This is a genomic window from Planotetraspora silvatica (assembly GCF_016863315.1).
GTDB lineage: Bacteria > Actinomycetota > Actinomycetes > Streptosporangiales > Streptosporangiaceae > Planotetraspora > Planotetraspora silvatica.
Genome location: NZ_BOOQ01000043.1, coordinates 35,126 through 59,123, shown reverse-complemented (window position 1 = coordinate 59,123; position 23,998 = coordinate 35,126). Strand labels below are relative to the sequence as shown.

Sequence of the window (23,998 nt, the reverse complement as noted above, 5' to 3'; positions counted from 1 at the left end):
ACTGGGGTTGCGGGGTCACTGGGGTTGCGGGGCCACCGGGGTTGCGGGGCCACCGGGGTCATCTGGGCCGCAGAAGCCGCAGGGCCTTCTCCTTCTCGAAGTCGAGGGCCCGGCGCGGCGCCTGGATGCGGCCGATCCTGACGCCGAGGTCGCGTACGGCCTGGGCCACCGCCGGCTCGGACATCGCCCGGAGGGCGAACGCCAGCTCGGCGGGGGAGATGTCGAAACGGCGTTCCAGGTCCATGGCCTGGCTGACGGCGGCCAGCTCGTCCGGGCCGAACCTGCGGTGCGATCCGCGGTCACGAACCGGCGGCAGGAGACCGAGGGACTCGCGATAGCGCAACATCCGCGGCGACACTCCCAGCCGTCGCGCGGCTTCCGTTATCCGCATCCCTGCCCCTTTCGCACCCCGTCTGCGCTCACGCTAGACAGTCCGGAGGCCCTTTGGCAGCCCCTTGCGGCTGATTCTCACATTCTCGTGTCAGGTTCGGCCATCCTGGCGTGCGCCGTGCCGTATCCGCGGCCTAGACTCGCTGCGACGGACAATGGAGGGACACGAAAATGGACTTCAAGGTCGCCGACCTTGCCCTTGCGGACTTCGGCCGCAAGGAGATCCGCCTCGCCGAGCACGAGATGCCGGGCCTGATGGCGACCCGTAGGGAGTACGCCGCCTCGCAGCCGCTCAGGGGCGCGAAGATCATGGGCTCGCTGCACATGACGATCCAGACGGCCGTGCTGATCGAGACGCTGGTCGCGCTCGGAGCGGACGTCCGCTGGGTGAGCTGCAACATCTTCTCCACGCAGGACCACGCCGCGGCCGCGGTCGTCGTCGGGCCCGAGGGCACCGCCGACAACCCCTCCGGTGTGCCGGTCTTCGCGTGGAAGGGCGAGACGCTGGAGGAGTACTGGTGGTGCACCGAGCAGGCGCTCGCGTGGCCCGACGGCTCCGGCCCGAACATGATCCTCGACGACGGCGGCGACGCCACGCTCCTCGTCCACAAGGGCGCCGAGTTCGAGCAGGCGGGGGCCGTACCGGTCGCCGGCGAGGACGACCCGGAGGAGTGGGCGATCATCCTCGACACGCTCCGCCGTACGGTCACGGACGAGAAGCGCTGGAGCGCCATCGCCCAGGAGATCAAGGGCGTCACCGAGGAGACCACCACCGGCGTGCACCGGCTCTATGAGATGCACAAGTCGGGCCAGCTGCTCTTCCCGGCGATCAACGTCAACGACTCGGTGACGAAGTCCAAGTTCGACAACAAGTACGGCTGCCGCCACTCGGTGATCGACGGTCTCAACCGCGCCACCGACGTGCTGATCGGCGGCAAGGTCGCGGTGATCTGCGGCTACGGCGACGTGGGCAAGGGCTGCGCCGACGCGCTGCGCGGCCAGGGCGCCCGCGTGATCGTGACCGAGATCGACCCCATCTGCGCGCTGCAGGCGGCCATGGACGGTTTCCAGGTCACCACCCTGGAGGACGTCGTCGGCATCGCGGACATCTTCGTCACGACGACCGGCAACTTCGGCATCATCACGGCCGAGCACATGTCGCAGATGAAGCACCAGGCGATCGTGTCCAACATCGGGCACTTCGACAACGAGATCGACATGGCCGGGCTGGGCCGCATCCCCGGCATCGTGAAGAACAACATCAAGCCGCAGGTCGACGAGTGGGTCTTCCCTGACGGGCACTCCATCCTCGTGCTGGCCGAGGGCCGTCTGATGAACCTCGGCTGCGCCACCGGCCACCCGTCGTTCGTGATGTCGAACTCGTTCACCAACCAGGTGATCGCCCAGATCGAGCTCTTCACGAAGACCGAGGAGTACCCGGTGGGCGTCTACGTGCTGCCGAAGCACCTGGACGAGAAGGTCGCCCGCCTCCACCTCGACGCGCTCGGGGTCAAGCTGACCAAGCTGACGAAGAAGCAGGCCGAGTACATCGGCGTGCACGTCGAGGGCCCCTACAAGCCCGACCACTACCGCTACTGAGCCCCGTTGTACGGCGTGACCCCGGTCTTGTGGGGCGTGATCCCAGGCTTGTGGGGCGTGATCCCAGGCCTGTAGGGCGTGATCCCAGGCCTGTAGGGCGTGATCATGCACAGGGTCGTGCGCATGCCCTCTGAGCTGCGACGCTCCTGTGCGTGATCATGCACACATTCGGTCGAATGGCCGCTGAGCGGCCACGTCGCCGATCGTGATCATGCACACCTTCGTGAAAGTGGTGCATGAGCCGGGGCTGCGAGGTTCGTGATCATGCGGTGCCGTACGGTCACGCGCAAAGCGTGGCCGTACGGTGCATGATCACAAACTGTATTTTCGCAGGTCAGGATGGTCGTTTCCGAATCTGTGCATGATCACGCTCAGTGAAGGGCCAGGTCAATGCGGGTAACGGCGAACCTGTGCATGATCACGCGGGTGGTTGGCGCAGGTGGCGGCGGGAATCGAGGAATCTGTGCATGATCACGGCGGGATGGCGGAGGCGGGGGAGCGGCGGATCGGCTGGGCCGCCAGGTCCATGCCCGTGCTCGAGGCCATCGGGGCGGGGTTCGCCCAGGACAGGCCGCTGGACGGACTGCGCATCGCCGCCTGCCTGCACGTGACCGCGGAGACCGCGGTGGTCATGGGCGCGCTCAAGGCGGGTGGCGCCGAGATCGCGCTGGCCGCCTCCAACCCGTTGTCCACCCAGGACGACGTGGCCGCGGCGCTGTCCACGTACGGCATCGCCGTACATGCCCGGGCCGGGGTGGACAGGGACACCTACTACCGGCACATCCATCGGGCGCTCGACATCGCGCCGAACATCGTGCTCGACGACGGCTGCGACCTGGTCAACATCCTGCACACCGAACGAGTCGAACTGCTCGACGAGGTCATCGGCGGCTGCGAGGAGACCACGACGGGCATCATCCGGCTCCGCCAGATGGCGGCCGAGGGCGCCCTCAGGTTCCCCATGGTCGCGGTCAACGACACCCGCACCAAGCGGATGTTCGACAACAGGTACGGCACAGGCCAGTCCACCCTCGACGGCATCATGCGGGCCACGAACATCCTGCTGGCGGGGCGTACGGTCGTCGTCGCGGGCTTCGGCTTCTGCGGCCGGGGTGTCGCGGAGCGGGCCAAGGGCCTGGGCGCACGGGTCGTCGTCACCGAGATCGACCCGGTGAAGGCCCTGGACGCGGCGCTTCAGGGATACGACGTGCAGCCGATGTGGCGGGCCGCGGAGATCGGCGACGTGTTCGTAACCGTCACCGGCAACCGCGACGTGATCCGCGCCGAGCACCTGGCCGCCATGAAGGACGGCGCGATCCTCGCCAACGCCGGTCATTTCGACGTCGAGATCGACGTCCGCGCCCTGGAAGAGATGGCGCAGACCGTGCATTTCGGGATCCGCCCGAACACGGATGAATACGTCCTGGAGAACGGCAGGCGACTGCTCCTCCTCGCCGAAGGCCGCCTGGTCAACCTGAGCGCCGCCGAGGGGCACCCGGCCGCCGTGATGGACATGTCCTTCTCCGCCCAGGCCCTCGCCGTCGCATGGCTCGCCCAAGAGGCCGTACGGCTGACGCCCGGCGTCTACGACGTTCCGGCGGAGGTCGACTTCCAGGTGGCGAGACTGAAACTGGGAGCGGCGGGGATCACGATCGACGCGCTCACCTCCGAGCAGGAGGACTATCTCCACTCCTGGCGGGTCGGCTCCTGAGCTCACAAACGAGCTGAAAAGAAAGGTGGGCACGACCCGTGCGGCCTCTCCTCCGCACCTGGTCGTGCCTCACCTCAACCCCATTAGCAGGCATGGCCCCATGACCTGCATTCCAGACCAATGCCCCTATGGTCTGGGTCTACACCTCATGTCGGGGGGACGAATCCTCCCGGTGTCGGACCGGCCGGCTCCGCGGGCGGGTTCGGGACGGAACCGGGAGTCTCCTGGCCGGGGTTCCGAGGTGCCATGCCCGACGGGTGCGCCGGTGTCACGCCGGACGGGTGCGCCGACGCCGTGCCGTACGGGAACGCGGGTGATCCGGGCGCTCCGTTGTACGGCGGGGCGACCGACTGAGAGGCCCCTTGATTCCACTGCGAAGCCCGGCCGTACGGCGAGGCGGGACCCCGGGTCTGCGCGAGCCGCAGTTCCTCCCGGCGGCGGCGCTCGGCGAGCACGGCGGCGAGGTAAGCGTACGGCGGGACGCCGGGCGGGGGCGGCGGCGCGACGCAGGCGCTCACCTGGCCCGCGATTCGCATCCCCATGTCGTGTTGGGCGTTCGGGGACAACTGGTGCCAGCGGGAGAGGTACTGCCGGGCGGTGTTGGCCAGCTCGTCCTGGAGTTGGGAGAGCTGCAGCGAGGAGGCCCATCCGGCGAGTTGCGGCGGCATCGGGGGCGGCGGCGCCTGTCGCGGCGAGCGCTCGCCGATGACGATGGTGCCCGCGAATATGTCGCCGAGTCGCTTGCCTTTTTGGTTGATCAGCGAGGTGATGAGCGCGGGAGCGCCGGACAGCGTCCAGAACTCCACCAGGCCGGCCAGTCCGCGGAAGAGGGCCTGGCGGAAGCGCTCGGGTCCGCCGTCCTCGCTGACGACTCTGAGCCCGAGCGCGAGCTTGCCCAGGCTCCGTCCTCTGCTGACCGTCTCGAAGATCACCGGGTAGCCGACCAGGACCAGCGCGGAGAACAGGATGCCCAGGCCGGCGGCGAGCGCGCCGTCGGTGATGATGGTCGCGTTGGCGAGCAGCAGGGAGATCACGATGAGGGCGGCCACCTGCACGAGCCAGTCGATGATGAAGGCCGCTGCGCGGCTGGGCAGCTGGGCGATCCGCACCTCGACGACGACGGCCTCACCCGTCACGACTTCTGACACACTCGCACCCTACTGTGCGGCGGTCGATAGGGTTTGATCTGTGGACATCGATGCGTTTGTCGCGGCCAGCAAGCCGACCTGGGACCGGCTTGAGGACCTGGTCCGGCGGCGTCGCTCGCTGAACGGCGCGGAGGTCGACGAACTGGTCGAGTTGTACCAGCGGGCCGCGACGCACCTGTCCATCGTCCGGTCCGGTTCCAGGGACGCCATCCTGGTCGGCCGCCTGTCCACGCTGGTCGCCCGGGCCCGCTCGGCCGTCACGGGGGCGCACAGCCCGGCCTGGCGTGAGGTCGCCCGGTTCTTCACCGTGTCATTCCCCGTGGTCGCCTACCGGGCGCGCCGGTGGTGGCTGGGGGCGACGCTCGCCTCGCTGGTGGTCGCGTGGGTCATCGGCGTCTGGATAGCCAAGAATCCCGACGTCCAGGCCGCGATCGGCACCCCCGAGGACATCAGGCAACTGGTCGACCACGACTTCGCCGACTACTACTCGGAGAATCCGGCCGCGTCGTTCGCCGGACAGGTGTGGATCAACAACGCGTACGTGAGCATGCAGGTCATCGCCTCCGCGGTCCTGCTGGGCCTACCGATTCCCTACATCCTGTTCCAGAACGCGGCGAACGGCGGCCTCCTCGGCGGTCTGATGGCGGCGCATGGCAAGGCCGACATCTTCTGGGGGCTGATCCTTCCGCATGGCCTGCTGGAGCTCACCGCCGTCTTCCTCGCCGCCGGGGTCGGGATGCGCCTCGGCTGGACGGTCATCGACCCCGGGCCGCGGCGGCGCGGGGAGGCGCTGGCCGAGCAGGGGCGGGCCGTGATGAGCGTCGCGCTGGGCCTGGTCGCCGTGCTCTTCGTCTCCGGCCTCATCGAGGCCGGCGTCACCCCGTCCGGCCTGCCCACATGGGCCCGCATCGGCATCGGCGCGCTCGCCGAGACCCTCTTCCTCGCCTACGTGATCGTCTTCGGGCGCCGGGCCGTACGGCAGGACGAGACGGGCGACATCGAGCTCGCCCCGGACCTGGCCCCCACCAGCTGACGCACGCGTCAGAGACGGCCCGCCGCCTTCAGCGCGATGTAGGCGTCCGCCAGCGCGGGGGCGACGTCCTCGGGGAGGGCGTCCACGACCTCGACGCCGTGACGGCGCAGCAAGGACGTGATCCGCCGCCTCTCGCCCCGCAGTTGCTCGGCCGCCGCCGCGTCGTAGACCTGCTCCGACGTATCCCGGCCCGAGGCCATGGCCGCGACGCGCGGATCGGCGACGGCGGCCACGAGCACCAGGTGCCGCGAGGACAACTGCGGGAGCAGGGGCAGGAGGCCCTCTTCCATGGCGGTGGCGTTGAGGTCGGTCAGCAGCACCACCAGGCAACGCCGCTTCGCCCGGGCGAGGACGGCCGCCACCATGCCGGGCGAGTCCGCCTCGACGAGCTCGGCCTCGATCGGCGCCATGACGTTGACCAGGGACGACAGCAGTTCCGTACGCGCCGCCCCCGACAGCCAGGCACGGACCGCGCGGTCGTAGGCGAGGAAGTCGACGCGGTCGCCGGCACGGGCGGCGAGGGCGGCCAGCAGCAACGCGGCGTCCATCGACCAGTCCAGCCGGGGCCATCCGGGAGGCGGCCGCCGCCTGCCGTCCCCCTGGTCCGTTCGGTCGGCTTCGGCCTGTCCGGCCGCTGTCGGGACCGGAGCCGTGCCCACCCGGCCCGCCGAGGTGCGGCCGGTGTCGAGCACGATGAGGACCCGGCGGTCACGTTCCGGGCGCCAGGTGCGCACGACGACGTCGTTGCGCCGCGCGCTGGCCCGCCAGTCGATGGACCGCACGTCGTCGCCGACCACGTATTCCCGCAGCGAGTCGAACTCGGTGCCCTGGCCCCGCACGAGCGCGGGGTGCTGACCGTCCAGCTCCCTCAGGCGGGCCAGCTTGGCGGGCAGATGCCTGCGGCTCAGGAACGGGGGCAACACCCGTACCGACCACGGAACCCGATGCCGCCCCTGCCGCCCGGCCAGGCCGAGCGGCCCCAGTGAGCGGACCGTCACCGTGACCGCCTCACGATCGCCCCTCCTGGTCGGCGTGAGTGTGACGGTGAGGCGCCGGCGCTCGCCTCTCGGCACGTCGATGGCGAGTCGCCGCGGCGCGGCTCCCGCCGAGGGCGGCCAGGCGTCGCGCAACACCCCGCGGACCCGGCGTGTGCCGGGGTTCTCCACGATCAGGCCGACGGTGACCGACTGGCCGAGCCGTACGAGCCGCTCGCCCTCGCGGCTGAAGCGCAGGGGGCGCACTCCGCCCGCGAAGATCAGGTCGACCACGATCAGGAAGGCGAGGAGCAGCACGATGCCCAGCACCGCGAGCCCCGGCCGCGGGGCGAAGAGCACCACGAGGGCGCCGAGGGCCGCGAGCAGCCCCGCACGTCCTGTCAGCGCCATGGTGCCGCCCTTCCTTCTTGTACGGCTCCCGCTCGTACGGCTCCCGCCCGACAGTGCATGATCACGAACTCCATTTTCCCAGGTCAGCCCACTTGATCGCGAACTTGTGCATGATCACGCCCGGAGTAATGCCAGGTCAGGCGGCCTGTCCACGAACCTGTGCATGATCACGCCAGAGGGGGCGGGTCAGCGGGGGACGGGGACTGAGGCCAGGATGCCGTCCAGGACGCCGTCGGGGGTGGCGCCCTCGAGCTCCGCCTCCGGCCGCAACTGGACGCGGTGCCGCAGAGCCGGCCGGGCCAGGGCCTTCACGTCGTCAGGGGTGACGTACGAACGGCCGGACAGCCAACCCCACGCCCGAGCGGCCGCAAGCAGGGCCGTCGCGCCTCGAGGTGACACCCCGAGCTGCAACGACGGCGACTGACGCGTCGCCCTGGCCAGGTCGACGATGTACCCGAGCACCTCCGGAGCCACGTGCACCTGCTTGACGGCCTCCCGGCCGGCCTCCAGATCGGCCGCCGACGCGACCGGCTTGAGGTGCGTCAGGTCGCGCGGGTCGAAGCCGAGGGCATGCCGTTCGAGCACCGCGATCTCCTGCTCCCGGGGAGGCAGCGGCACGGTCAGCTTGAGCAGGAACCGGTCCAGCTGGGCTTCGGGGAGCTGGTAGGTGCCCTCGTACTCGATGGGGTTCTGGGTCGCCGCCACGATGAACGGGTCGGGGAGCATGCGGGCCGAGCCCTCGACGCTGATCTGGCGCTCCTCCATGGCCTCGAGCAGAGCGGCCTGGGTCTTGGGCGGCGTTCGGTTGATCTCGTCGGCGAGCAGCAGGTTCGTGAAGACCGGCCCCTCGCGGAACTCGAACTCCGACGACTTGGCGTCGTAGACCAGCGAGCCGGTCACGTCGCCCGGCATCAGGTCGGGGGTGAACTGCACCCGCTTGAAGTCGAGCGACAGCGTGGCGGACAGGGCGCGGACCATGAGCGTCTTGGCCACGCCGGGGACGCCTTCGAGCAGCACGTGCCCACGGCACAACAGGGCGATCACGAGGCCGGTGACGATGGCGTCCTGCCCCACCACGGCCTTGCCGACCTCGGCCCGCAGCGTGGCGAGCGCCTCCCGCGCCGCGTCGGCCCCCGGTGTGGAGGCCTGCGGGGCTCCGGCTCCGAAGGCTCCGGATCCAGGTGTCGTCACGAGTCTTGTACCTGCCTTTCGAGTGTGTCGAGGTATCCGGCCAGGGCGACGAGCCCGGCGTCGTCGGCGGGAGCGCCGCCGAACAGAGCCGGCCGTACCTGCTCCGGATCCTCTCCGGTTCGCGCGGACACCCCTGTGACGATCTCATCGGGTGTCGCCGTGCGGGGAAGTCCGAGGCGCGGGGTGATGCGGTCGATCGTGGCGGCGCGGAGCGCGAGGGCCGCCCGGTCCCGTGCGCGGCGTGCCCGGTAGAGGCGTCCCCGGCCTTCCACGGTCTCGGCCGCTCGCACGACCACCGGAAGGCGCTCGGCGACGACAGGCCCGAGCCGTCGTCCACGCCACAGGGCGACCACGCCCAGCGCGACGACGAGCTCGACGATCGCCCAGCCCACCCCCGAAGGGATCAGCTCGCCGAGGCTCTTCGGCTCGGAACCGGCCCCGTCGGACCCACCGGACCCGTCGGACCCACCGGACCCGTCCGGGCCGGACGGTTGGTCGGGTTCGGCCGGCGGCACCAGCCAGACGAGCCGCGGCTTCGTGCCCGCGAGGTTCATGGCGAGGGCGGCGTTCCCGTCCTCGGCCAGCCTGAGGTTCGTCATGAACTGGCCGTCGCCCACGACGGTCACCGTACGGCCGTCGACCGTGTAGCGGACGAGAGTCGGCTTGCCGTCCGACGGGTAGCACCCCGTCGATCCGGGTGGGCCGGTGAACGCGGAGCCGCCCATGTAGGCGCTGCCCGCCACGTTCGCCTCGCGCAGCCCGCACGACGGCGGCCGCGACCGTGAGGAGGTGCCGCCGACCTCGCTGATGACGCCGGGCGCCAGCACGTCGAGGTACGGCACCTGCCCGACGATCAGCCTGTCGGCTGGCGCGGCGGCGATCCGGCCGGCCTCGCTCGACGTCAGGTCCGTCGCCTCCGTGATGAGAAGCTGGCCGTCCGTGCCGAGCGCGGCCAGCGCCGTCGAGACGTCGTCCACGCGCTGGACGGAGACTCCATGCGCGCCCAGCACCTGGGCGAGGGCCTTGCTGCCGGCGAGGGAGGAGTCGCCGGGGTCGAGCGCGCTGCCGCCGCCGGTCGACCCGGACGGCAGCAACACCGGGACGACCGCCGCCACCACGACGATGACGGCGACCAGGACGATCGCGCGCCCCCGCTTCCAGATGCTTGCGGCCGTGGGCGAGACGGAGTACGACCGTTCGGTCGTCTGGAGCGTCATGCGGAGGCCTCCAGCGCGACGCGGGCGGCCATCAGGCGCTCGTCGAGGTCCTTGAGAACGGCGTAGGCCTCGGGCGTCCCCGCCACCTCGCCGTAGGTCACGTCGTCGAAGAGCCGGGCGGCCGACCGCAGGTCGGAGGCGTGCGAAGGCAGCGCCTGTCCCGCGGTCTGGGCCAGTTCGAGGGCGGTACGGCCAGGCAGCGGGCTGACGATGGCACGTTCTTCGAGCCCTCGGGCGATCGCCCGGAGACGTTCCTGGACGGCTCCGGTCCAGTCGCCCGCCGACGCCCGCCGTTCGGCCTCCGCCCGGTGCTCCGCGGCCGTCCGCGCCTGCCCGCCGAAGACGACGACGCCTGTACGGCTGCCGCGCGATGTGCGGCGCAGGGCCCACACCAGCAGAGCGCCGAGGATCACGAGGATGACCACGATGAGGATGAGCGAGATCGCGCTGCCGCTCGCGTTTCCACCTATGCCCAGGAGATCGTCGAGGAACTGCTGGATGACACGGCCTATCCGATCGAACAGGGACTCGTGCTGGTAGCCCGACTTGAGCAGTTCCCGCGCCGCCTCCTGCTGCGCCTGGTCACGCCCGATGTCGACGGGGGCCCCAAGCGGTGCGAGGGACGGCGACAGGAAGAGGGTCACGGCTGCGGCTCGTGTGGAGGGGTCTGCGCAGCCCCTTGTTGCGGTGCCTCGGGAGCCCCGGAGGAAGGAGCGGCCGGGGTCTCGTACGGCGCCGTGCCCGGGGCGGCGTAGGGATGTGCGGCCGGCGTGCCGTACGGCGCGCCGCCGTACTGCTGCGCGTACTGCTGCGCGTATTGCTGTTCGTATTGAGCGCCGTACTGGGCGCCGGACTCCGCCGCGTAGGAGGGGTGCCAGTAGTCGTCGACGCTCTCGTGGATCCAGCCCTGCTCCTGGTTCCGCCCGGCGGCCGTCTGCAACACGAGGTCGAACGCCTCGGCGCGCATCCGCCTGTCGGCGTAGAGGAGTCCGTGCACGCCCGCCGTGATCGGGTACACGATCATCGAGGCCAGCACGTTTCCGAGGAAGAACAAGACGCCGGACAGGACCAGCGAGCCCGCGGTGCCGTCGCCGAACGTCCCGAGCAGGGACGAGCCCAGCGAGAAGGGCACGGACAGGATGCCGCTGACCAGCGCGGTGAGGATCGACGTGACGATCAGGATGCCGAACACCCGCCAGAAATCGCCCTTCACCAGCCGCCACGAGCGCCGCATGCTGTCAGTGACACCACGTCGCTCGAGCACGAGGGATGGAGCCGACAATGCGAACTTCGTGTTGAAGAAGGCGTAGTAGACGGCATACCCGATCAGTAACAGGATGGTGACTACGGCGATCCCTACACCGGTGCCTGGGGTCACGTCCACGTTGCCGGAGGCGAGGCTGACGATCAGCACAGTGAGCAGCGCCACGAATATCACCAGTGGCGCCGCGAGGATCAGGCCCTGCAGCAGCACCAGGCCGCACAGGGCCCAGAACCGGGACTTCACCGACCGCCAGGCCTCCCCGGCGGTGATGCGGCCGCCGAAGACGGCCCGTCCGAGCACCCGCATCAGGATGCCGGTGAGGATGGTCGTGGCGACGAAGCCCATGATCGTCGACAGGATGGCACCGCTGTACTGTGCCACGATGCCGCCGAGCGGGAAGGTGCCGTCGAAGGACTCCGGGTCGCTCAGGATCCCGCTCAGGTCGCCGTAGGAGTAGGAGATCGCCTGCCCGATCGCGAGCGGGATCGCGCTGATCGCCGCGATGATGGCCGACAGGCCGAGCGTGGCCCGGGGGTTCGACCGGATCAGCTTGATCGTGCCGTCGAGGATGTCTCCGAGGCCGAGCGGGCGCAGCGGGATGATGCCCGGCCGCGGCGCCTGCGGGCGATAGCCGTACGGGGAAGGCGGGTAGGCGCCGTATGGCCCCGTCGGGTACGGCCCGTAACCCTGCTGGCCGCCGTACTGCTGGCCGCCATACGGTTGCCCGCCGTACTGCTGACCCCCGTATTGCTGGCCGTATTGCTGTTCGCCGTACTGCTGGCCGGGGGGAGGCGGAGCGGGCTGCCCCTGGGAATCGGGTGCGCCGGAGGCTCCCGGAGCGGTCCAGGCCCCCTCGGACCGTCCGTACGGTGGCGGCTGCTCGGCAGCCCAGCCTGATGGCACATCGGGGGTGGGGCCAGGGCCGTCTGTCATGTCCCAATCCTGGCACGATGTACGGACTAATGGCGCGGTGATCGCGTGAGCGCTCCCAGTCGAGCGGAAGTCCATGGTCAGACTGCGATCAGCAGGTCACGGGGGATAGCAGAATCGGCCTATTCCTGCGCAAACTTGGAACGTGTCATCCTTGAAGCGTTCCCCGCGGTTGTGGCCGCATCTGGTCAGATCATCGCGCGTTCTTCCCCGGCCCCTTAAACTGCATCCTTTGTCATGGTCGTGTAACACGTAAGTGGCAGCCACCGGTAACCTTCGGATGAACCCGTGACAAACGCCCAAATCTCCCGGTAGTGCAGAACGAATGAGGGGCCATGAAAGGTCGTGTGCTGGTCGTCGACGACGACGCCGCTCTCGCCGAGATGCTCGGCATCGTCTTGCGCGGGGAGGGGTTCGAGCCGTCGTTCGTCGCGGACGGCGACAAGGCGCTTGACGCGTTCCGTGACACCAGGCCCGACCTGGTGCTCCTCGACCTCATGCTGCCCGGCGCCGACGGCATCGACGTGTGCCGCAGGATCCGCGCCGAGTCCGGTGTGCCGATCGTCATGCTGACCGCGAAGAGCGACACCATCGACGTGGTGCTCGGTCTGGAGTCGGGCGCCGACGACTACATCGTCAAGCCGTTCAAGCCCAAGGAACTCGTCGCCCGTGTCCGCGCGCGGCTTCGCCGTACGGACGAGCCGACGCCCGAGATCCTCCAGATCGGCGACATCACCATCGACGTCGCCGGCCACTCGGTGAAGCGGGCCGACGAGACGATCAACCTCACGCCGCTCGAGTTCGACCTCCTGGTCGCGCTGGCCCGCAAGCCGCGCCAGGTGTTCACCCGCGAGGTGCTCCTCGAGCAGGTCTGGGGCTACCGGCACGCCGCCGACACCCGGCTGGTCAACGTGCATGTCCAGCGGCTCCGCGCCAAGATCGAGAAGGACCCCGAGCACCCCGAGATCGTGGTGACGGTCCGCGGCGTGGGCTACAAGGCCGGACCGGCCTGACGTCCGGGCTCCGACGATGCCCGCCCCGGCCCCGGCGAAGAAGAAGCCTCGCCGCAGGACCCTGCGCCAGATAGCGCGGGGGGTCCGCAGGCGCGCCCGGCGTGCCGCCGGGAGGGTGCGGCGCGTCTGGCGGCGCTCGCTCCAGTTGAGGGTGGTCACGAGCACGCTGGTCATCTCGATGGCCGTGGTGGCGGTGCTCGGCGTGTTCCTCATGCAGTCGATCGCGACGTCTGTCCTCAAGAGCCGCGAACTGGCGGCGGTCGAGGAGTCGCGGGCCAACATCGCCACGGCGAGCGGATACCTGGCTCCCCAGTCCGCCGAGGTGGCCGACGCGTCTCCGGAGGGCGGGTCGGGCGGCCAGGCCGCCAATCCGGTCGACGCCGCCGTCTCGGCCCTCACGGAGAGATCCGGCGGCCGCTACGACGTGGTCGTCTTCAACGAGGGCGGCATCGGCGACGGACGGGCCTCAGGGAAGATCGATTACACGAGCATCCCCGCGAGGTTGCGGCTCAAGGTCCAGGGCAGCGAGGAGGGCGTCCTCTTCACCCAGTCGGTGACCTTGCGCTATCTGGGGACGAAGTCGCCCGAGAGCGGCCTCGCCATCGGGGGCAGGGTCAACGGCACCTACGAGATCTACCACCTGTTCCCGCTCGACGCGGAGGAGACGACGCTGCTCGCGGTGCAGCGGGTGCTGATCGGCGTGGGTGTCGCGCTCGTCCTGCTCCTCGCCGCGATCGCCTACCTGGTCACCCGCCAGGTGGTCACCCCGGTACGGCTCGCCCGCCAGGCGGCGGAGCGCCTCGCGGCCGGACGGCTGGAGGAGCGGCTCAAGGTCCGGGGAGAAGACGACCTCGCACGGCTGGCCACGTCCTTCAACGAGATGGCGTCCAACCTGGCCGTGAAGATCCATCAGCTTGAGGAGTTGTCGCAGGTCCAGCGGCAGTTCGTCTCCGACGTGTCCCACGAACTGCGCACCCCGCTGACCACCGTGCGGATGGCCGCCGACCTGCTCTACGAGAGCAGGGAGGACTTCGATCCGGCGGCCGCCCGGTCGGCCGAGCTCATGCAGAACCAACTTGAGCGTTTCGAGTCGATGCTCGCCGACCTGCTCGAGATCAGCAGGTACGACGCGGGCGCGGCGACTCTCGACGTCGAGTCCGTCGACATGCGCGACGTCGTCCTGCGCGCGGTCGGCGACTCCGAGGCGCTCGCCGAGCGGCAGGCCACCAGGTTCGAGCTCAGGCTTCCCAGCGAGCACTGCATGGCCGAGGTCGACAGCCGCAGGGTCGAGCGCATCCTGCGCAACCTGCTGTTCAACGCCATCGAACACGGCGAGGGCAGGGACATCGTGGTCACTCTCGGAGCCGACCGCGACGCGGTGGCCGTGGCCGTACGCGATCACGGCGTCGGGCTGAAACCGGGGGAGGAGAACCTGGTCTTCGACCGCTTCTGGCGGGGCGACCCGTCACGCGCGCGCACGATCGGCGGCACCGGACTCGGTCTGGCGATCTCCCGTGAGGACGCGATGTTGCACGGCGGATGGCTCCAGGCCTGGGGGTCGCCGGGGGAGGGGACGCAGTTCCGGTTGTCGCTGCCGCGGCTGGCGGGCTCCGACCTGCGCGGCTCCCCGCTCCCGCTGGTGCCGCCCGAGGTCGAGATCCGGCGCGCGTGGCGCGGTCATGTCACCCCGGTCATGTCCCCGGCAGTCGCGGAGGTCGGCGCGCGGTCGCTCGAGAACGCCGACGCGGGCGGTTTCGATGTGGACTGACGGCACCCGATTCCGAGGGCGGCGCGGCCGGGGCGCGGCCTTCGCGGCGATGGCCCTCGTCGTGGTCGCGGCGGCCAACGCGTGCGCCGTCGTGCCCACGACCGGCAGCCCACGTGCCGCGGAAGAGGACAACAGCAGGGACACGCTCAACCAGCCGTACGTCCGCATGATCGCGACGCCGCCCCGCAAGGACGCCTCTCCTGAGGACATCGTCAAGGGGTTCCAGGCGGCGATGGCCAGTTTCGACGACCCGTCGCTCGCCGTCGCGCGGCAGTACCTCACGGAAACGGCCGCCCAGAAGTGGAACCCCTGGCGGCAGACGACGGTCTTCGAGACCAAGCTCGTGCCGGAGGGCCTGTCGGGCCAGGATCTCAAAGACGCCAAGGACACGACGGTCACCCTCAAGGGCACGGCGGTCGCCACCATCGACTCCGAGGGGCGGTACACCCCCGCCTCGGGGGTGGTCGCCCAGCAGTTCACCCTGGCCAGGGGGACCGGTGCGCAGTGGCGGATCGAGGCGCCGCCCGACGCCCGCCTGCTCTCGACCGACGACCTCAAGCGCGACTACCGGCAGATCGACCTCTACTACCCTCCGGCCACCCAGGCGGTGGGGCTCGTCGTCGACCGTGTGTGGGTGCCGATCAACCCCGGCACCGGTGTGCCGGAGACGCTGGTCCGCAGGCTGCTCGCCGGTCCGACGGCCTCGATAAGGGACTCCGTCACCAGCGCCTTCCCCGACGGGACCGATCTCAACCAGATCACCGTCGAGGGGGACACGGTCGTGGTCGACTTCACGTCCGCGGTGGAGTCGGTCCCCGATGACCGCATCGACGCGATGAAGGCGCAGCTCACGTGGACGCTGGGCGACCTGGTCACGGGCAGGACCGTCGAGATCCGGGTCGACGGGGAGCCCTTCCGCGGTACGGGTCTGCGCTTCAACCCCCGGGACTACTCGAGGTTCGATCCCAACGTGCTGCCGTCCCAGCCGCAGCAGTACTACATGCAGGACGGGAAGCTGTTCCGGGCGAAGGAGAAGGGCGGCGAGCCGGTGGGCGGGGCGGCTGGCACGCAGGGCGTGAGCTTCGACAAGCCGGCGGTGTCCGTGGACTACCCGCCCCAGGTCGCCGCGCTCGTCGGCGACGAGGGGATCTGGGTGACCAGCACCGCGGTCGGCGGTCAGTGGCAACGATGGATCGAGGGCAAGACCAACGACCTGACTCCGCCGTCATGGGACCGATACGGCGCCGTCTGGACGGCGGAGCGGGTCGGCGACCACGAGACGCGGATCTGGCGGGCGGTCGCGGGCCAGGCCAGGCGCGTCACCGTCATCGGCAAGGAACTGGCGGAAAGTCGCGTCCTGGCGCTTCGCGTGTCCCGCGACGGCGCCCGCGTCGCGGCGATCACTCAGGACGCCACCGGCGAAGCAGTCGAGATCGGGACGATCGTCAGGACCGGAGACGAGGCCACGATCACCAACGTCCAGAGGCTCGATGCCCGCACCGACCAGGACATCGCGGACATCGCCTGGCAGGACGCGGCGAGTCTGCTCGTGCTCTCCAAGGGAAAGGGCGGCCAGGAGTTGTCCACGTGGTCGGTCATGGAGGGCATGGAGGTCCCCGATGCCGCGATCAAGCTAGACGCGCAGGCAGAGATCGGATCCATCGTCGGCGCGCCGCCCGACCACGTGCTGGCAGGCTCCGACGGCGAGGTCCGCACCTACAACGTCGACAAGAAGGCCTGGGGCGTCATCGCGAAGGACGGCGCCACCGATCCGGTCTATCCCCTCGGCTGAGGGTGGTCCGGGCCGTCGCCGGGGCCTCCGGACGATGTCGAGTCTGTCGGTGGCGGGTGGCAGGGTGACACCGTGCTCGCGGCGCTCGTCGACCTGATCCTTCCCGCCCGCTGCGCCGGTTGCGGCGAAGCGGGGTCCATGGCGTGCCGTTCGTGTACCGCGGAGCTGGTCCGGGCCCCCGCCGCCCGTTCTCCCGAGCCGGCGCCGCCCGGTCTGCCGCCGTGCTGGTCGGCGACGGGCTACGACGGCGCGGCCCGGCGCATGGTGCTCGCCTACAAGGAGCGCGGCCGTACGGCTCTCGCGCCGGTGCTGGGGACGAGCCTCGCCGTCGTGGCCGTAGCGGCCCTGGCGGCCGCCGTCGGGGGGAGGGGCCCACTGGCACTGGTTCCGGTCCCGAGCGCGCGAGCGGCCTCACGTAGGCGCGGGCACGACCCTGTACGGGCGCTCGCCTCCGCGGCCGCGGCCCGGCTGCGTGAACGTGGCCTCCGGGCGACCGTGACACCGGTGCTGAGGCAGGAGAGGCGGGTGGCCGACCAGGCCGGGCTCGGGTCCGCCCAGCGTGCCGAGAACCTGTCGGGAGCCTTCGGCGTCATGGGCGGCGGCCTCGGCCCGCTCGGGGGCGCCCGCGTCGTGCTGGTCGACGACATCGTCACGACGGGCGCGACGCTGGCCGAGGCCGCGCGGGCGCTCAGCGCCGCCGGCGCTCCCGCCGCTCTGGCGATCACCGTCGCCGCGACCTCACGGCGGTCGGCGATCTCCACGCGGCCGTCAGGAAACGGTCGTACGGCGGCGCCCCGGCGCTGATCCGTCCGCCGGACGGCCGTGCGCTCACCCCGTGCCGCCCGGCGGCTTACGGCCGGAGCGAACCGCGACACGCCGGGACCGTCAAGTCTCTCTTTGTAACGGAGAGTAAAGGTTGGCCAATTCTCATGCTGACCGCCAGGACATACCTGTGTGACCCGTCCAGGAGGTCCAGCCAGCTCACCGGGATGAAGGAGCGCGCCGCGCGCGGGGATCCAACGATCCGGTGATCATCACCGGCGGCGCATCCGCCCGTGACGACATCACGGGCAGTGATCGTTTCGCGGATCTCCTGGCTGACATTCGGGCCGCTAGGGACTAGCGTGCAGACATGGCACCCGTCCGGGTCCGTGGTTGCACCGGGCCTCTCCCCGTCAGGGGATCGGTCTGGCTAGCCGATGCCAGCCGCAGGCGAAACGGTCCACGTAAGGCGACTCTTGGTCGACCGATCACGGTGCGGCTTAGAGGTAAGTCCTGCCTTCCCGGGGGTCCAGATGTCCCCCGCAAGAGGAGAAGGGCAGTAGTGGCAACTGAGCTGCGAACCCCTCAGCAGGCGGATGTGGGGACGAAGACCAGGTCGGACGGACGGGTGCCGCAGAGTCACAGTCGATATGCGAAGGGGGGCTTTGTGTGGACATCATCGTCAAGGGACGGCACACGCAAGTGAGTGACCGATTCCGCGATCATGCAACTACCAAGCTGGCCAGGATCGAGCGACTGAACAACAAGCTCATACGCGTGGATGTCGAGGTCTCCAAGGAGGCCGGCAACCGCGTCAGCGGACAAAGAGAACGCGTGGAGCTGACCATCCACTCGCGTGGTCCGGCGATCCGCGCGGAAGCGGATGCGGATGACCGATTCGCCGCACTGGACATCGCGCTCGGCAAGCTGGTCGAGCGCCTCCGCAGGCTCGGTGACCGGCGCAAGATCCACCATGGCAAGAACTGCCCGCCGTCGCTGGCCGAGATCACGGCCTTCATGGGCGAAGGGGGACTGGAAGCGGCCGAGGCACTCAGTCGGACGGAGCCGCCGGCCCGGGTCGAGTACGCGCAGGAGCGGCGCAGCCCCGCCGAGGCGGTCGTTCCCATCGAGATGGACGGCGACGGGCCGCTCGTCGTTCGTGAGAAGTTCCACGAGGCCGATCCCATGACGATCGAGCAGGCGCTCCTGGAGATGGAGCTCGTCGGCCATGACTTCTACCTGTTCCGCGACAAGGAAGGCGGCCAGCCCAGCGTCGTCTACCGGCGGCGAGGCTACGACTACGGCGTGCTGAGGCTCATCGAGAGCTAGTCGTCGCCCGTAGACCACCCGTGCGGAATCCACGGATCTGCGCATCCGGCATGACGAAGATCAGCACTGAGCGCGAAACCCGTGTAATGATGGCGATCCAGCGTCCTTGGCCCCCGCAAGGAGGTTCCGTGACCCGACCCGACGAGGCGGCCCGAGCATCCGGTCGTGAGCCGATCCGCGTGATGATCGTTGACGATCATGCGCTGATTCGGCGCAGCCTGGAGCTGGCCCTGGCCGCGGAGCCGGACATCGAGGTGGTCGGCGAGGCGAGCGACGGGCAGGAGGCGGTCGGCATGGCCGACCGCCTCCTGCCCGACGTCGTCCTGATGGACGTCCGGATGCCACGGCAGGACGGGATCGGGGCGACCCGGAGCATCAAGGAGTCCGTGCCGAGCACGCGGATCATCATGCTCACGGTCAGCGACGAGGAGGAGGACCTCTTCGAGGCGATCAAGGCGGGCGCCACCGGTTACCTGCTCAAGGATGTCCAGATCGACGAGGTGCCCGACGCGGTGCGCGGCGTGCACGAGGGGCAGTCGCTCATCAACCCGGCGATGGCGGCCAAGCTGATCAGCGAGTTCGCGAACATGAGCCGCAAGGAGGCGGAGCGGCCGCCGCAACTGCCGGTGCCCCGGCTGACCGACCGGGAGATGGAGGTCCTCCGGCTGGTCGCCAAGGGCATGAACAACCGGGAGATCGCCAAGGACCTGTTCATCTCCGAGAACACGGTGAAGAACCACGTCCGCAACATCCTCGAGAAGCTCCAGCTCCACTCCCGCATGGAGGCGGTCGTCTACGCCGTGCGCGAGCGTCTCCTGGAGATCACCTAGCCAGCTCGGCGCGCAGGGGCGCCTCGAGAGCGGGTGAGCTCACCCGCTCGACTCGGACGTCCGTGCAGCCCACCCAACTCGCCGCCTCCCAGAGGGCGTCGCTCATCGCGGCGACCGCCTTGGCGGGGCTGCCGCCCGGCTCGAATCCCACCTGGCGGGCGATCAGGGTGGTCCCCTCCCGCGCCGGGTCGACCCGGCCGATGATCCGGCCGCCGGCGAGCACCGGCATCGCGAAGTAGCCGTGGATCCGCTTGTCCTTCGGCACGTAGGCCTCCAGGCGGTGGCTCAGCCCGAAGATCCGCTCGGCGCGCGCACGTTCCCAGATGAGCGAGTCGAACGGGGACAGCAGCGTCGTGCGGTGGCGGCCCCGCGGCTCGGACTCCAGCGCGGCGGGGTCGGCCCAGGCGTTCGGGACGGCGGAGGAGGCGGGCGCGCCGCGCCCGGCCCGCGGTAAGGGCCACCCCGCGACGTGCACGGGCACGAGGCCGGCGGCCCCGCTCAGCAGGGCGTCGTCCAGCAGCGCGGCGTACTTGCCCTTGACTCGGGTGAAGTCGACGAGGTCGGCCCGGGTCGCCACGCCGAGGGCACGCCCGGCGATCCGGGTGAGGCCCGTCACGCCCTCGGCGTCGGGCAGGTCGCCGGCGAGAAGCTCCTCGGGGATCACCCGTTCGGCCAGGTCGTACACCCGCCGCCAGCCGACCCGCCGGGTGCAGACGACCTCGCCGATGTCCAGCAGGAACTCAATGGCGATCTTGGTGTCGGACCAGTCCCACCACCCGGCCGCCTCTGCCGTGCCGGAGGCGCGCAGGTCGACTCGGGCGCCGCCGATGTCGCCGGTGGTGAGGGGGCCGTCGGCGCGGACCTGCTCGAGGACCTTGTCGACGATGGGCGGCACCTCGTGCCAGCGGAACCGGCGATCACGGTAGGCCCGGCGGCGGAAGCCGTACAGGGGCCAGTCCTCCAGCGGGAGGATGCAGGCGGCGTGGCACCAGTATTCGAAGGCCCGCGCGGGGTTGTGCCAGTAGGCCCGCTCGATCGCGGACCGCCCGACGGCGCCGAGCCTCGCGTAGGCGATCAGCTCGTGCGAGCGGGCGAGCACGGAGATGGTGTCAAGCTGGACGGCGCCCACCCGCCGGAGCATGGCGGGCACCCCGCCTGTCCGCGAGCCGGCGCCGAGGAAGCCCTGGGCTCGCAGGATGATGCGGCGGGCCTCGTCGGCGGTCAGGTCGGTCACACCTGGAGATGCTAGATGGTGTGACCGACAAAACCCCTACAGCGGTTTCGGCCGCTTGAGACGGGTGATCAGTGCCGTTGCTCGAAGGGCGAGTGGTGCTCCAGCGCCGGCATGTCGCGGGGCGCGTCGACGATCACGTCGGAGAAGATGTCGAAGGCGAGGGCGAGCAGCCCGCCGATCGCGACGACTCCCGCGCCGACCCAGAAGAGGAACCAGTCGGGACCGATGGTGAGGGCCACCCCGCCGACCGTGAAGCCGATCAGGATCACGGTGACCGCCAGCCAGGACTTGGCGCTTCCGCCGTGGCTGCCTTGATGCGCGCTCTCTGCCATACCCGATTTCTACCTGATGAACGTCTCGGTCCGCACATTGGGGGAACCTGAGATGCCGTTTTTCCGTTGAAAGCAAGCGACCGATGACGCGCCGCTCCGTCCGGTTGCCGGTGGCTGTGTCTGGTGATGGAACGGCCTACGATGGCAACGGGGAAGTATCTCGTCCTCACACCCCGGCCGATCCCCGAGGTAGACCTGCGAGGAGCTCACGAAAGTGCCTGCAATTCTTGACAAGATCCTTCGCGCGGGCGAAGGCAAGACGCTGCGTAAGCTCAAGCGCGTCGCCGAGCAGGTCAACTCCATTGAAGACGACTTCACGAGTATGTCGGACGCGGAGCTGCGGGCGCTCACGGCGGAGTACAAGCAGCGTCACGCGGACGGGGAGTCGCTGGACGACCTGATGCCGGAGGCCTTCGCCACGGTGCGCGAGGCCGCCCGCCGGGTTCTCGGCCAGCGGCATTTCGACGTGCAGATCATGGGTGGCGCCAACCTGCATCTCGGCAACATCGCCGAGATGCGCACCGGTGAGGGCAAGACCCTGACCTGTACGTTGCCCGCCTACCTCAACGCCCTGTCCGGAAAGGGCGTCCACGTCATCACGGTCAACGACTACCTGGCCAAGCGTGACGCGGAGACCATGGGCCGCGTCCACCGCTTCCTGGGCCTCGAGGTCGGCGTGATCCTCGCCAACATGGCACCCGACGAGCGGCGCAGGCAGTACAACGCGGACATCACCTATGGCACGAACAACGAGTTCGGCTTCGACTACCTCCGCGACAACATGGCCCAGCAGCAGGAGGAGTGCGTCCAGCGCGGGCACAACTTCGCGGTGGTGGACGAGGTCGACTCGATCCTCATCGACGAGGCGCGCACGCCGCTGATCATCTCGGGTCCCGGCGAGCAGTCGGGCAAGTGGTACACGGAGTTCGCCAAGATCGTCCCGAGGCTGCGGCGCGGCGTCGAGGGCAAGGACGGCGAGGAGGGCTCCGGGGACTACGTCGTCGACGAGAAGAAGCGCACGGTCGGCGTCCTGGAGTCCGGTGTCGACCGCGTCGAGGACGTCCTCGGCATCGACAACCTGTACAAGCCCGAGCACACCCATCTCGTGCAGTTCCTCAACAACGCCATCAAGGCGAAGGAGCTGTTCAAGAAGGACAAGGACTACATCGTCGTCGACGGCGAAGTGCTCATCGTCGACGAGTTCACCGGCCGCGTGCTGCACGGCCGGCGGTACAACGAGGGCATGCACCAGGCCATCGAGGCCAAGGAAGGCGTGCACATCAAGGACGAGAACCAGACTCTCGCCACGATCACGCTGCAGAACTACTTCCGCCTCTACTCCAAGCTCTCCGGCATGACCGGTACGGCGGCGACGGAGGCCAACGAGTTCCACCAGACGTACAAGCTGGGCGTCGTCCCGATCCCGACCAACCGGCCGATGATCCGCAAGGACCAGGCGGACGTGGTCTACAAGAGCGAGGACGCCAAGTTCCAGGCCTGTGTCGACGACATCAAGGAGCGGTACGAGAACGGCCAGCCGGTCCTGGTCGGCACGACGAGCGTGGAGAAGTCGGAGAAGCTCTCCCGGATGCTCAAGCGTCAGGGCGTGCCGCACGAGGTGCTCAACGCGAAGAACCACGCGCGTGAGGCCGCGATCATCGCCGAGGCGGGCCGCAAGCACGCCGTGACGGTGGCCACCAACATGGCGGGCCGCGGCACCGACATCATGCTCGGCGGCAACCCCGAGTTCCGCGCCGACCTCGAGTTGCAGCAGCGCGGCCTGTCGCCCTCCGAGACTCCGGAGGAGTACGAGAAGGCCTGGCCCGAGGCTCTGGAGAAGGCCAAGGACGACGTCAAGGCCGAGCATGAGGAGGTCGTCGCCGCCGGCGGTCTCTACGTCCTGGGCACCGAGCGGCACGAGTCGCGCCGTATCGACAACCAGTTGCGCGGTCGTTCCGGCCGGCAGGGCGACCCGGGCGAGTCCCGGTTCTACCTGTCGCTCGAAGACGACCTGATGCGCCTGTTCAACTCGGCCCGGGTCGAGATGATCATGACGCGGCTCAACATCCCGGACGACGTCCCGATCGAGTCCGGCATCGTGTCGAAGGCCATCGCCTCCGCCCAGCACCAGGTCGAGCAGCAGAACTTCGAGATCCGCAAGAACCTCCTCAAGTACGACGAGGTGATGAACCGCCAGCGCAAGGTGATCTACGGCGAGCGCGTCCGGGTGCTGGAGGGCGCAGACCTCCACGACCAGATGCGCACGTTCGTCACCGACGTGACCGACGACTACGTCAAGGCGGCGACCGGCGAGGGGTTCGCGGAGGAGTGGGACCTCGACAAGCTCTGGGACGCCTTCGGGAAGCTCTATCCGATCTCGGTGACCGTCGACCGGCTCGTTCAGGAGGCGGGCGGCGAGCGTGAGGATCTGACCGCCGACTTCCTCGGCGAGAAGATCCGGGAGGACGCGCTGGCGGCCTACGGCCGGCGTGAGGAGGAGATCGGCTCCGAGCCTCTTCGCGACCTCGAGCGGCAGGTCATCCTCCACGTCCTGGACCGGAAGTGGCGTGAGCACCTCTACGAGATGGACTACCTCCAGGAGGGCATCGGCATGCGCGCCTATGCCCAGAAGGACCCGCTGATCGAGTACCAGCGTGAGGGCTTCGAGATGTTCTCCGCGATGCTCGACGGCATCAAGGAGGAGTCGGTCGGCTTCCTGTTCAACCTCGAAGTGCAGGTGCGGTCGAACCCGATCGTGGAGGAGAACGCCGAGGAGGACATGGCGGTCACCGAGGCCGGGGCGATCATCGCCCAGGCCCTGCGCGGACCCGCCCGCCCCGCGGAGATGGTCTACTCCGCACCGGGTGAGAGCGGCGAGGTCGAGGTCAGCCGCGTCCGCTCCACGCCGGAGCAGCGCGCGGCGTACGGCAACGTCGAGCGCAACGCGCCCTGCCCCTGCGGCTCGGGCAAGAAGTTCAAGCGCTGCCACGGCGATCCCCGGAACGCCCAGGCCTGACGCAGTGTGACGAACCCCCGCCGGGCAGGCCCCGGCGGGGGTTCGTCGTTCCCG

Annotated in this window: 19 protein-coding genes; 10 read left to right on the top strand and 9 right to left on the bottom strand. The window is 69.6% G+C overall.

From position 1 onward, the window contains the following. Positions 1–58: 58 nt before the first annotated feature. Positions 59–391, bottom strand: a complete 333-nt coding sequence (locus tag Psi02_RS29755; protein WP_203956992.1) for a MerR family transcriptional regulator — start codon at positions 389–391, stop codon at positions 59–61. A 170-nt stretch (positions 392–561) separates the two neighbouring features. On the opposite strand from Psi02_RS29755, the gene ahcY reads away from it, so the two are divergent. Together ahcY and Psi02_RS29745 are read left to right on the top strand one after the other, a co-directional pair. Beyond that, positions 562–1,989: an adenosylhomocysteinase gene (gene ahcY / locus Psi02_RS29750; protein ID WP_203979151.1), complete on the top strand. Its 1,428-nt coding sequence runs from the start codon at positions 562–564 to the stop codon at positions 1,987–1,989. Positions 1,990–2,470: 481 nt separating this feature from the next. Then, the gene (locus Psi02_RS29745) at positions 2,471–3,700 is read left to right on the top strand and encodes an adenosylhomocysteinase (RefSeq protein WP_203979156.1); all 1,230 of its coding nucleotides are present in this window, start codon (positions 2,471–2,473) and stop codon (positions 3,698–3,700) included. Positions 3,701–3,846: 146 nt separating this feature from the next. Here Psi02_RS29745 and Psi02_RS29740 read toward each other — a convergent pair whose 3' ends face one another. Further along, positions 3,847–4,848, bottom strand: coding sequence for an RDD family protein (locus Psi02_RS29740; RefSeq protein WP_203979150.1), 1,002 nt, complete (start codon positions 4,846–4,848; stop codon positions 3,847–3,849). Between the two features lie 40 nt (positions 4,849–4,888). Between Psi02_RS29740 and Psi02_RS29735 the strand changes: the two genes are divergently transcribed. After that, entirely contained in the window at positions 4,889–5,881 is a 993-nt protein-coding gene (locus tag Psi02_RS29735) for a stage II sporulation protein M (protein WP_203979149.1), read from the top strand. An 8-nt stretch (positions 5,882–5,889) separates the two neighbouring features. On the opposite strand, the gene Psi02_RS29730 is transcribed toward Psi02_RS29735, so the two are convergent. From Psi02_RS29730 to Psi02_RS29710, 5 genes are all read right to left on the bottom strand, one after another. Next, positions 5,890–7,266, bottom strand: a complete 1,377-nt coding sequence (locus tag Psi02_RS29730; RefSeq protein WP_203979148.1) for a DUF58 domain-containing protein — start codon at positions 7,264–7,266, stop codon at positions 5,890–5,892. A gap of 186 nt (positions 7,267–7,452) precedes the next feature. Beyond that, the gene (locus tag Psi02_RS29725) at positions 7,453–8,457 is read right to left on the bottom strand and encodes an AAA family ATPase (protein ID WP_203956987.1); all 1,005 of its coding nucleotides are present in this window, start codon (positions 8,455–8,457) and stop codon (positions 7,453–7,455) included. Next, on the bottom strand, positions 8,454–9,674 hold the full coding sequence (locus Psi02_RS29720) for a DUF4350 domain-containing protein (RefSeq protein ID WP_203979147.1): 1,221 nt from the start codon (positions 9,672–9,674) through the stop codon (positions 8,454–8,456). The genes Psi02_RS29725 and Psi02_RS29720 overlap by 4 nt, the downstream gene beginning before the upstream one ends. Then, the gene (locus Psi02_RS29715; protein WP_239095270.1) at positions 9,671–10,318 is read right to left on the bottom strand and encodes a DUF4129 domain-containing protein; all 648 of its coding nucleotides are present in this window, start codon (positions 10,316–10,318) and stop codon (positions 9,671–9,673) included. The genes Psi02_RS29720 and Psi02_RS29715 overlap by 4 nt, the downstream gene beginning before the upstream one ends. Continuing rightward, a complete protein-coding gene (locus Psi02_RS29710) occupies positions 10,315–11,871 on the bottom strand; it encodes a glycerophosphoryl diester phosphodiesterase membrane domain-containing protein (RefSeq protein WP_203979146.1) in 1,557 nt (518 codons plus the stop codon). The genes Psi02_RS29715 and Psi02_RS29710 overlap by 4 nt, the downstream gene beginning before the upstream one ends. Before the next feature lie 332 nt (positions 11,872–12,203). On the opposite strand from Psi02_RS29710, the gene mtrA reads away from it, so the two are divergent. The 6 genes from mtrA to Psi02_RS29680 all read left to right on the top strand — a co-directional run bounded on the left by mtrA (position 12,204) and on the right by Psi02_RS29680 (position 19,362). Then, positions 12,204–12,881, top strand: coding sequence for an MtrAB system response regulator MtrA (gene mtrA / locus Psi02_RS29705; RefSeq protein WP_203885046.1), 678 nt, complete (start codon positions 12,204–12,206; stop codon positions 12,879–12,881). A 16-nt stretch (positions 12,882–12,897) separates the two neighbouring features. After that, a complete protein-coding gene (gene mtrB, locus Psi02_RS29700; protein ID WP_203979145.1) occupies positions 12,898–14,649 on the top strand; it encodes an MtrAB system histidine kinase MtrB in 1,752 nt (583 codons plus the stop codon). Beyond that, positions 14,639–16,441: an LpqB family beta-propeller domain-containing protein gene (locus Psi02_RS29695; protein ID WP_203979144.1), complete on the top strand. Its 1,803-nt coding sequence runs from the start codon at positions 14,639–14,641 to the stop codon at positions 16,439–16,441. Before mtrB ends, Psi02_RS29695 begins: the two co-directional genes overlap by 11 nt. Positions 16,442–16,513: 72 nt before the next feature. After that, a complete protein-coding gene (locus Psi02_RS29690) occupies positions 16,514–17,245 on the top strand; it encodes a ComF family protein (RefSeq protein WP_203979143.1) in 732 nt (243 codons plus the stop codon). Between the two features lie 627 nt (positions 17,246–17,872). After that, positions 17,873–18,532: a ribosome hibernation-promoting factor, HPF/YfiA family gene (gene hpf / locus Psi02_RS29685; RefSeq protein WP_203956981.1), complete on the top strand. Its 660-nt coding sequence runs from the start codon at positions 17,873–17,875 to the stop codon at positions 18,530–18,532. 128 nt (positions 18,533–18,660) lie between these two features. Then, entirely contained in the window at positions 18,661–19,362 is a 702-nt protein-coding gene (locus Psi02_RS29680; RefSeq protein ID WP_203956980.1) for a response regulator, read from the top strand. Here the strand turns inward: Psi02_RS29680 and Psi02_RS29675 are convergent. Together Psi02_RS29675 and Psi02_RS29670 are read right to left on the bottom strand one after the other, a co-directional pair. Next, positions 19,355–20,596: a winged helix-turn-helix domain-containing protein gene (locus Psi02_RS29675; protein ID WP_239095269.1), complete on the bottom strand. Its 1,242-nt coding sequence runs from the start codon at positions 20,594–20,596 to the stop codon at positions 19,355–19,357. The two genes, Psi02_RS29680 and Psi02_RS29675, sit on opposite strands and share 8 nt — an antisense overlap. Positions 20,597–20,664: 68 nt before the next feature. Continuing rightward, a complete protein-coding gene (locus tag Psi02_RS29670) occupies positions 20,665–20,928 on the bottom strand; it encodes an HGxxPAAW family protein (protein WP_203979142.1) in 264 nt (87 codons plus the stop codon). Between the two features lie 214 nt (positions 20,929–21,142). Here Psi02_RS29670 and secA point away from each other — a divergent pair, with 214 nt between their 5' ends. Further along, positions 21,143–23,944, top strand: coding sequence for a preprotein translocase subunit SecA (gene secA / locus Psi02_RS29665; protein WP_203979141.1), 2,802 nt, complete (start codon positions 21,143–21,145; stop codon positions 23,942–23,944). Positions 23,945–23,998 lie beyond the last annotated feature (54 nt).